This is a genomic window from Kitasatospora griseola, from assembly GCF_014648555.1.
Taxonomy (GTDB): domain Bacteria; phylum Actinomycetota; class Actinomycetes; order Streptomycetales; family Streptomycetaceae; genus Kitasatospora; species Kitasatospora griseola.
This window is the reverse complement of the sequence record NZ_BMRI01000009.1, coordinates 244257-253472: the sequence shown is the minus strand read 5'-3', so window position 1 is coordinate 253472 and position 9216 is coordinate 244257. Positions and strand designations below refer to the sequence as shown.

11 protein-coding genes are annotated in these 9216 nt (G+C 69.8%); 8 read left to right on the top strand and 3 right to left on the bottom strand.

The features are described from left to right. Positions 1–498 precede the first annotated feature (498 nt). Both IEZ12_RS14840 and IEZ12_RS14835 read left to right on the top strand, forming a co-directional pair. Positions 499–822, top strand: coding sequence for a putative quinol monooxygenase (locus IEZ12_RS14840; RefSeq protein ID WP_189272451.1), 324 nt, complete (start codon positions 499–501; stop codon positions 820–822). Then, positions 822–2060, top strand: a complete 1239-nt coding sequence (locus IEZ12_RS14835) for a helix-turn-helix domain-containing protein (RefSeq protein WP_189272450.1) — start codon at positions 822–824, stop codon at positions 2058–2060. Before IEZ12_RS14840 ends, IEZ12_RS14835 begins: the two co-directional genes overlap by 1 nt. 267 nt (positions 2061–2327) lie before the next feature. On the opposite strand, the gene IEZ12_RS40585 is transcribed toward IEZ12_RS14835, so the two are convergent. Beyond that, the gene (locus IEZ12_RS40585; RefSeq protein ID WP_189272449.1) at positions 2328–2819 is read right to left on the bottom strand and encodes a toll/interleukin-1 receptor domain-containing protein; all 492 of its coding nucleotides are present in this window, start codon (positions 2817–2819) and stop codon (positions 2328–2330) included. 322 nt (positions 2820–3141) lie between these two features. Between IEZ12_RS40585 and IEZ12_RS14825 the strand changes: the two genes are divergently transcribed. Next, a complete protein-coding gene (locus IEZ12_RS14825) occupies positions 3142–3579 on the top strand; it encodes a hypothetical protein (protein ID WP_189272448.1) in 438 nt (145 codons plus the stop codon). 317 nt (positions 3580–3896) lie between these two features. On the opposite strand, the gene IEZ12_RS14820 is transcribed toward IEZ12_RS14825, so the two are convergent. Continuing rightward, the gene (locus tag IEZ12_RS14820) at positions 3897–4484 is read right to left on the bottom strand and encodes a TetR/AcrR family transcriptional regulator (RefSeq protein WP_189272447.1); all 588 of its coding nucleotides are present in this window, start codon (positions 4482–4484) and stop codon (positions 3897–3899) included. A gap of 111 nt (positions 4485–4595) precedes the next feature. On the opposite strand from IEZ12_RS14820, the gene IEZ12_RS14815 reads away from it, so the two are divergent. Next, positions 4596–4850 (top strand): putative antibiotic biosynthesis monooxygenase, encoded by a 255-nt coding sequence (locus IEZ12_RS14815; protein WP_189272446.1) that lies wholly within the window; start codon positions 4596–4598, stop codon positions 4848–4850. Between the two features lie 2 nt (positions 4851–4852). Here IEZ12_RS14815 and IEZ12_RS14810 read toward each other — a convergent pair whose 3' ends face one another. Continuing rightward, complete coding sequence (locus IEZ12_RS14810; RefSeq protein ID WP_189272445.1) at positions 4853–5881, bottom strand: glycosyltransferase family 2 protein; 1029 nt, start codon at positions 5879–5881, stop codon at positions 4853–4855. A 409-nt stretch (positions 5882–6290) separates the two neighbouring features. On the opposite strand from IEZ12_RS14810, the gene IEZ12_RS14805 reads away from it, so the two are divergent. From IEZ12_RS14805 to IEZ12_RS14790, 4 genes are all read left to right on the top strand, one after another. Continuing rightward, positions 6291–6728 (top strand): helix-turn-helix domain-containing protein, encoded by a 438-nt coding sequence (locus tag IEZ12_RS14805; RefSeq protein WP_043916670.1) that lies wholly within the window; start codon positions 6291–6293, stop codon positions 6726–6728. 95 nt (positions 6729–6823) lie between these two features. Then, positions 6824–7300 carry a hypothetical protein gene (locus tag IEZ12_RS14800; protein ID WP_052509725.1) on the top strand — a complete coding sequence of 159 codons (477 nt, stop codon included), beginning with the start codon at positions 6824–6826 and terminating at the stop codon, positions 7298–7300. Next, positions 7293–8525 (top strand): MAB_1171c family putative transporter, encoded by a 1233-nt coding sequence (locus tag IEZ12_RS14795; RefSeq protein WP_189272444.1) that lies wholly within the window; start codon positions 7293–7295, stop codon positions 8523–8525. The genes IEZ12_RS14800 and IEZ12_RS14795 overlap by 8 nt, the downstream gene beginning before the upstream one ends. Beyond that, positions 8522–9211: an oxygenase MpaB family protein gene (locus tag IEZ12_RS14790; RefSeq protein WP_189272443.1), complete on the top strand. Its 690-nt coding sequence runs from the start codon at positions 8522–8524 to the stop codon at positions 9209–9211. Before IEZ12_RS14795 ends, IEZ12_RS14790 begins: the two co-directional genes overlap by 4 nt. Positions 9212–9216 lie beyond the last annotated feature (5 nt).

The following is a 9216-nucleotide window of genomic DNA, read 5'->3' as shown; positions in this document are numbered from 1 at the left end:
CGCCAGTTCCGCGAACTCCTCCGAGTCCACGGCGACCTGCCCTGCAACAATCGACCTCACGGGTCTCTACCTCTCTGCTAGGTGAGCAGGCCCGCAGGGGTCGTCGCGCGACCGGCCAAGGAAGGCGCGACGGCCCCGACTCATGGGCCCAGCCACTCGTCACTCACGAGCAGCCATGACCCCCGACCCGCCACGAGGCGGCACGGATCGGGGACCAAAGACACTCGTTCGTTGATCAGCACACTTTTGAGTTCTCAAGGAACTGCGATCAGGCACGGCCCGTGGGCGTACGGCAACGCCGCCTTCCCCGACAACCGACCGTCGCATTTGCGCAGGTCAGAGCGACCCAACGAGGGGCCCTCCATCTCGGCGACCGTCCGCCGCTCCGACACCTCAAAAGCTAGTCGCAGAGTTTCTGCGAGTCAAGAAGTTCTGCGAGTCGCAGCTCTTCAGCGAGTCATGGGATACTGGCACTCCGCCGACAAAGGAGCTGTGACCATGGGTTTTGGTCTTGTAGTGCGGTTCACCGCCCACAGCGAGGAAGCCGCCGCCGCCTTCGACAAGCTCACCGACGAGACCCTGGAGGGCATCCGCGCGCTGGAACCGGGCACCCTCGTGTACGCCAACCACACCGTCCCGGGTGAGCCCACCGCGCGCGTCTTCTACGAGCTGTACGCGGACCGCGCGGCGTTCGACGCCCACGAGCAGCAGCCCCACGTCCGGCGCTTCCTGGCGGCGCGCGAGGAGTACATCGCGTCGTTCAAGGTGACGTTCCTGGATGAGGTGTCCGGCAAGGGCACCGGCTCGGCCGGCGGCCACTGATGACCCCGGACGAACGCCGGGCCTTCGGCGCCCGTGTCGCTCAGCTCAGGCGTCAACGCGGCCTGAAGCAGGATGAGCTGGCGGCTGCGATCAACCGCACCGCAAGCTGGGTGTCCCAGGTCGAGCGCGGTGTCCAGCCCGTAGTCCGGCTGGACGTCCTGCAACTCCTCGCGGATGGGCTGGGCGTCTCTGTGCAGGTGCTCAGGCCGGACGCCCCGCTGCCCGCGACGCCCCCGCCGCCGGCCGACGAAGAGCCGAACGACCTGGACGAAGCGCGCCTGCTCATCTCGGGGCACCCTGCCCTCGACGTGCTGCTGGCGGAGCATCAGCCCGCCAAAACGCCGTCGCTCGCAGAGCTCCGCACGGCCGTGGGCGAGGCCTGGTCGCTCACCCACGCGGCGCGATTCGCCGAGCTGAGCGCGGCTCTCGGCCGGGTCTTGCCGCGGCTTGAGCGTGCGACCCGAACGGCACCCCTGGACGACCGGGCGGAGGCACACCGCCTCCTCAGCCAGGCCTACCAGGCACTGGCTGCGGCGTTCGTCCGACAGGACGAGGCCGATGCGGCATGGGTCGCCGCCGATCGCTCAATCCGGGCCGCCGAACAGTCTGGCGAACCGCTCAACGTCTTCGCCGGTATCTACCGGCTGGCGCAGGCGTTCGTCCGGCTCAAGCACCTCGACCAGGCCGAGCACGCCGCCAGCAGCGCCGTGGCGGTTCTGGCGCGGCACAGCGCGACGGGCAGCCCCCAGCCTGAGGAACTCTCGGTCCTGGGGTCGCTGCACCTGGTGCTGGCACTCGTGGCGGCGCGTTCGGGCCAGCGTGAACAAGCCCGGCAGCAGATCAGCAAGGCCCGTGAGGTCGCCGCCCGTCTGGGCTCGGACCGCAATGACTTCAACCTGGAGTTCGGCCCGACCAACGTGGAGATCCAGGCAGTCTCCACGGCTGTTGATCTCGGCGACGCAGGCGAAGCCCTCGACCTCGGCAAACAGATCAACGCCGACCGACTCTCTCCGGAGCGCCGCTCGCGGCTGCTCATGGATCTCGGCCGGGCCCACGCCCAGCGACGTCACACCGGGGAGGCCCTGGAGTGCCTGCTCCGGGCCGAGGAACTTGCTCCTGAAACGGTGCGCACTCACGTCTCGGCTCGGTCCACGATCCGCGAACTCGTGCTGGTGGCCGGCGGATCGGCTTCGCCCGACCTGTTGGGCCTGGCGGAGCGAGCCAACGCCCTTGAGTAGGGCAAACCCTTCTGTCTCGTTGGTGTTGGCGTACGCCAACCCGTACGCCAACACCAACGGACAACCCCGGACGCTGCCGAACACCCCCAGACGGCAGGCCGTGCCAGGCCCGATGTGATCGCGCCTCCAGGAACCCTGGAGAGTGCCTGAAAAGAAGATGCCGATCGCTGGACGCGATCATTTTCAGCACTCCCGGACCAGAATCCGCCCCCGACGGCTGCACCGCACGATCCTCGCAGTGATCGCTTAGCTCGACAGCACACGGCATCAGTTCGTTCGACTTTGTTTCCAGTGCGACCAAATACTTCCCCTCGGAAACCTTTCTCGAAGCCGCCTGGAAATATGAATGGCATCTTGGGCGGAGTTCCGATAGTCAAATCGCAAGTACTGCAGAAATGCCAGACCCGCAAGATCCTCCGGAATGCTCTCGCGCCGAATCACCGAAGCCCCTGAGAGGATAATTGGAATTATTACCTTTCGAGCCTCCAGCGCCTCCCTTATCTCACGAAGGACCCAGTCCTCCCGCCCATCCCCACTTACAGGAAAACTCTCACTCCATCCCACTCCGACGACGACCAGCATCGCATCACAGGAAGCTATTGCCTCGGATATTTCCGAAACATAGTCGGAGCCCGCAGGAATCGACTTCGAAGCCCTGAATACTCGCCTCGACCCAAGCTCCCTGGAGAGTAGCTCGTCGAGGAGCGCAGCAGCATACGCATCAGTTGCTCTGCGATAGTTTATGAAAACTTGCGGCATTTGCCCCCCTTTGCCGCTCATTCGCAGCACCGGTGGTGCGTTTTGTGGCGAAGCAGCAACGCGGCCGTACATCTCGCTCTAGGCTAGTGCAGCCGACCGGCAGCGACTGGGAGCAGGGGGAATCTTGACCAACACGACCGGAGGACAGGCGGCCCCTGACGGGCAGCCGACTCCTCCCCGGCCATCGCGGCAACGCAAGGGCAGCGCAGCACCCACCGAGACGCTGGTAGATCTGACGCGATGGCATATTGACCGATACGACCGCCTTCGAGCATCCACGTCCGCCCGGGCATCCGTACTCCTAAGCGCAAACACGGTCGTCATGGCAGGATCCGCACTGCTGGCGAACTTCCATTTCCAGTCATCGAAGGAATCTCAAGGAATCGCACCGACCATAGCTTTCTCCATAATGGCAGCGGCGACTGTCATTCTTGTTCTGCGCGGACTCTGGAGTTGCATAGACGCCATCGCAGCTCGGAAGACCACGCGAATGTTCCACCAGGAAGAGATACCATCCAGGTTTCTCTTCAACTGGGGCGATACACTGACGGCGGTCGACGGCCACAGCAGTTTCACCAGAAAGTTGGCCGCACTCAGCCCTGAGGAGATCCTCAAGCACGCTTCAGCCGAGCTGTGGACCGATATCCTCCAGCACTCGCAGCGGCATCGTCATCTGCGATCGGCTATCACAATCTTTCGCTACACTGTCATTTCTTTCTTCATTTTGGCTGTAGTCACCTTCGTCAGTGCAGGCAAGTAAAAGCGCGGGGCCCATCTTCGTAGGCATCGAACGACTGCTCAGAGCTGTTAATTCGACTACTTGGGCCAGAACTCGGCCAGCCTGCTGATCTCACTGCTGGTGCCTGAAAAGCGGAAGGTCGCCGGTTCGACCCCGGCCCTGGCCACCGCAGGAAAGCCCCCGAGCGCATCGCGCTCGGGGGTTTTTTCATGTGCGGCGAGGCGCCCCGGTCCAGCAGCCGCGTCACGCAGGTGTGGCGCAGATCATGGACCGGAGCGTGCGCCCGAGCCGGTCCCCGAATCGAGCGCACCGTCGCGACGAGGCGACCCTCTCGTGTCTCAGGCGTCGGCCGCGGGGATCGGGAGCGAGCCGGCCAGGGCCTGGCGGGCGAACGCGACAACGTGGGCGCGGAGGTCGGGCTGGGTGGTGCCGAGGACGACGCGGGTCATCTGGGGGACCGCGGTGGGCCAGGCGGCGAGGCCGATCAGGCTCAGCAGGCAGGCCGCGACCTGCGGGGACGCCTCGGCGCCGAAGGTCTCGGCGAGTGCGGCGACCTTCTGTTCGTAGTGGGTGGCGCGCTGAGCCTCGTTGGGGAGGGCAGCGTCGCGGTAGTGCAGGCCCTCCCAGAGGAAGAGCCGGACCAGGACGGGGTTGGCCCGGTGGAAGTCGTAGACCCGTCCCACGTACTCGGCCGGGTCGTCGCCGGCCTGCAGGGGGACGGCTTCGGTGAGTTCGTCCAGCGCCGCGGCGACGACCTGGTCGAAGAGCTTCTGCTTGCTGCCGAAGCAGCCGTAGATGCGCTCCTTGTTGACGCCGGCGAGCTCCGCGATCCGGTCCACGCGGCCGCCCGCGATGCCGTGTGCGGCGAACTCTTCCTTGGCGGCGACGAGCAGCCGTTGCTTGGTGGACGTCGGGTCCTGAGTCATGGGCTCAGCGTAGGGCGGGAGGGGGCACCCTGCCAACCAACTGGATGGTTGACGACCAACCAGTTGGTTGGCTACCGTCTCAGTTCGCCCCCGCACACCGAGGAGACCGTCATGGCCGACACCACCGCCACTGCCGCCACCGCCCACCCCGCCCCGTCGGTGCACATCCGGGCCCTGATCACCTGGCTCGCCGTCTACCCGGCGATCACCGTCGCCCAGCTGCTGCTCGGCCCCTCGCTGGGCGGCCTGCCGGTGCCGCTGCGGGTGCTGGCCATCACCGTCTTGGTGGTTCCGACCGTGGTCTACCTGCTCGTCCCGGGGCTGCTGAAGGCCCGGGTGGCGCTGCTGCGGCGGCGCCGGGGCTGATCTCAGCGGCGCAGCGCCTTGCGGGTGTTGCGGACCCGCAGGTGGGCACGTTGGACGGTGGCCAGGGTGTGCAGCCGGCCCGCCACGGTGAGGCGGTACTTGAGGCGCAGGAACGGCGGGAGCTCGGCCAGCAGGTCGGGTCCGATGGCGCTGAGCAGCCGAGTGACGTGCCGGTGGTAGACGTGCCGGTAGTCGCGGTCGCCGTCGGGGACGGTCCAGAAGAACATCGGGACCTCCTCGACCAGGGTGTTGCGGTCGTAGGCCCGCAGGTGTTCCCGGAACACGGGTTCGGGGCGGTCCAGCAGCCAGCCCCGGACGAGTTCGATGGAGCGCACCCGGTCGGCCAGGCCGCGCGGGTCGGTGCGGCGCTGGGTGATGGAGCGGTCGCCGTCCTCGCGGATCCGCCAGTGGTAGACCGGTTCGGACAGCACGTCGACGCTCTTCGCCAGGAAGTGGTGCGGGATGCTCACGGGGGCGTCCTCGTACAGCATGCCCTCGGGGTACTCCAGGCCGGCCGAGGCGTGGAAGGAGCGCCGGTAGACCTTGTTCCAGGCGGTGCGGTCGGTGACCAGCGCGGGCAGTTCGCCGATGTGGGTGCGCAGCCGGGTCTCGGCGAACGGGCGGCGGTGCACGTGCGAGGGTTCGAGCCCGGTGCTGCGCAGCCGCAGTGCGTTGCCGGCGGCGAAGTCGGAGCCGGTCTCGTCCAGGGTGCTGATCATCAGCCGGTAGGCGTGCGCGGGCAGCGTGTCGTCGCTGTCGACGAACGCCACGTACTCGGTGTCGTGGGCGAGGTGGCGCACGCCGGTGTTGCGGGCCGCGCCGAGGCCCCGGTTGGGTTGGCGGACCAGTCGGAAGCGCGGGTCGCGGGCGGTGTACTGCTCGGCGACGGCGGCGCTGGAGTCGGTGGAGCCGTCGTCCACCAGGACGCATTCGAAGTCGGCGAAGCTCTGGGCGGCGATCGAGTCCAGGCATTCGGCGAGGTACCGCTCGACGTTGTACACCGGGACGACGACGGAGAGTCGTGGGGCCATCGGCTGCGCGGCCTTTCGGGCGGGGCGCGCCCGAGTGGTGCTGGCGGACGGGCGCCGGGCGAGGTCGCGGAGACCGTATCGGCGCGGAACAGCCGTGCTGGAAACGGGAAGTGACGCACAGGAGGCGGAGCGGGAACGTCCGGTTCGTGGGCCGTGCGCACGGAGGCGCACGGCAGCCCGCCGAACGGGCACCGCTGCCCACCCCCGTGGGGCAACGGCGCCCGAGCATCAGGGTGCCGATCCTGCCGACCGGGACCACACTGTGTCAACTATCGTGGATTTCTGAGTGACGATCGAACGCCCGGAACCGCGTGTCCGCACGATTTGGGCACCGAACCCCCAACGATCGTGCAGAACAGGGCAGTCGAGGGGATACGCCCGGGGGTACGAACCCTCTATGATCCGGCACATGCCCACGGACTCCTCCCGCGCCGAAGCAGCGGACTTCGCCAGTCGCTTCCGGCGCCTGATAGCGGTGATCTACCCCAAGGACCTCGGCCGGCCCTGGCGGGACTCCGAGATCGCCGAAGGCACCGGGCTGAGCGGCACGTACATCGGCAACCTGCGCAAGGGCACCCAGAAGCCGAGCCTGGAGAACGCCGTCCGGATCGCCAAGTTCTTCGGCGTCCCGCTCGACTACTTCTCCGACTCGGAGACCGCCGGCGCGGTCGAGCGCGACCTGCGCAGGATCGAGGCGCTGCGCGATGCCCGGGTGGAGCGGATCGCCATGCGGGCGGCCGGCCTGCCGCCGGAGATGCAGGACGCCGCACTCACTATTGTGGAGCAGTTGCGGCGGGCCGTCGGCCTGCCCACCGGCCAGTCGGACGAGGCCGGACCGGTGACGTGACGGAGCGTCAGCAGGTGCCGCTGGGACACTGGCGGCTCCCGAAGGGGGTCGAAGTGCGAGGTGTGGGGAGCGGGCTCGGGCGGACCCGCCGCCGGATGCGGGCGGTCGCGCGCGACCTGCGCCTGCCGCCGCTGAGCACCGTCGAGGAGCTGTGCGGCGCGGTCTCCGCGCACCTGGACCGGCCGATCCGGATCGCCCCGCGCCGGATGCGGGTCGGCGAGCCGTCCGGCTTCGTGGAGCGGCTGCCCGCCGAGGACGTGATCCACGTCGAGCAGGAGACCTCCGGGCTGCACCGCTCGCACATCGTCTGCCACGAGCTGGCGCACCTGCTGTGCGGGCACCTGAGCGTGCCGCCGCTGCCGGACGAGGACCCGGACCTGGTCGAACTGACCACCATCGACCCGGAGATGCTCCGCCTGGTGCTCGGCCGCTCGCACTACGACGACGCCGCCGAGGAGGAGGCGGAGGTGCTGGGCGCCGAGCTGATGCGCCTGCTGGTGCTCGCCCCGGGCGCCGGCACCACCTCGCAGCTCGCCCCCGCGCTGGAGCACCGCAAGGGACAGCATGTCTGAACTGCCCTACAACCTGGTCTACTTGGGCATTGGCGGGATCGCCTGGACGGTGGCCGGGCTGAAGCTGCGGGCCTGGCGGCGCGAGCCGTCCTTCGGCCTGCTGGTGGTGGCCCTGGCGGTCGCCTCGCCGTCCACCTCCTTCCTGCTGGCCTCCCCGCTGCTGTACCGGGCGATCGGGCGCCTCACCGGCGTCGGCAACCTGGCCACCCTCCTGGTCTACCTGGGCATCGTCGGCTTCTCCGCCGCCACCGTGGTCCTCGCGCTGGTCTGGGCGCCGCCGGAGGAGCGGGCCGGCGACCAGGTGTGGGCGCCGCTCGACGACCGGCTGCGGCAGCGGGTGCGCCGCCGCACCGCCGTGTTCGCCGCGATGGTGCCGGTGCTGGTGGCGCTGTTCCTGATCGGCGGCCCGTACCGGCCCGAGACGCCGCTCACCTTCGACACCACCTTCGCCCCGCACACCGCCACCGCCCTGTTCCTGGCGCTCTACCAGAGCCTGTACGCCTACTCGCTGATCGACATCGGCCGGGTCTGCCTCGGCCACGCCGCCCGGCTGCCCGCGGGCTGGCTGCGCCGCGGCATCCGGTTCATCGCCGCCGGCGCGCTCACCGCCTGCGGCTACGTGGTGTGCAAGATCGCCGCGATCGCCCTCGCGTACGCCGGCATCGACGGGGCCGAGTGGCTGAGCACCGCGCTCGGCCCGCTGTTCGCCACCCTCGGCGCGATCGGCATCACCCTCGGCTTCGCCGGACCGGCCGGCGCCGCCTGGACCAGCCGCCGCCGCGACTTCCGCGCACTGCGCCCGCTGTGGGACCTGGTCTACCGGGCCGACCGCCGACTCGCCCTGGAGGGCCCGCCGTCGCCCGCCTGGCGCGAACGCGTCGCGCTGCGCGACCTGGAGTGGCGCACCACCCGGCGCGGCCTGGAGATCCGCGACGGCCAGCTGACGCTCCGCCCGTGGATCGACCCGGCGGCGGTCCGCGGCGCCGAGCGGTTCGCCGAACGGTCCGCGCTCGGCCCCGACGAGCGGGACGCGCTGGTGGTCGCCGCCGCGCTGCGCTCCGCGGTCGGCGCGCTGGCCGCCCGGGAGGTGCCGCGCCCGCGCGAGGAGCAGCCGGTGCTGCCCGGCCTGGACGCCGACCCGGCCGAGGAGCGCGCCCACCTGGTGCTGGTCTCCTCGTTCCTCCAGTCCCCCCTGCTGGAGCGGGCGTTGGCCGAGCAGTCGTGACGGCCGCACCGCCCCGGGACGCGTTCGCCGCCCTGGTGCTGCACCGGGCCCCGCAGCGCGCCCGGGTCGGGCTGACGCTCGGCTTCGTCCGCACCTTCGCCGTCCCGGAGATCGCAGAAGTGTTGGCCGGCACCGGCCGGTTGACCTCCGCGCCGAAGGCCCGGGCGAAGGCCACCGGCGCGATGATGTTCGCGCTGATCGGCCACGGGGTGGACAGCGAACCCGGCCGGGCGATCGTCGCCGAGCTGGCCGCGATGCACCGACTGCCGGGCGTGGACGCCGAGTTGATGCGCTACGTGCTGGCCTGCTTCACCGTCTGCCCGGTCGGGTTCACCGCCCGCAACGGCGGCGTGACGCCCGCCGAGCGGGAGGCCGCGTACGCCTTCCAGGCCGAGCTGGCGGCCGCCTTGGGGCTGCCCGCCCTGCCCGGCCCCGACCTGGCCGGGATCGCCGCCTGGATGCGCGAGTTCGAGACCGCCCGCTTCGCCCCCAGCCCGGCCGGCCAGGCGCTCTGGCAGGCCGTCTCCGGGCTGTTCGCCGCCCGTCTCCCCGGCCCCCTGGCGCGCCACGCCCCGGCCTTCGCGACCGCTCTCCTGGATGCCCCCCTGCGGGCCGCCTTCGGCGTCCCCCGCCCCGCCTGGCCCCTCCGGGCGGCGGCCGCCGCCGTCTTCCGGCTGTCCCGCTGACCGGG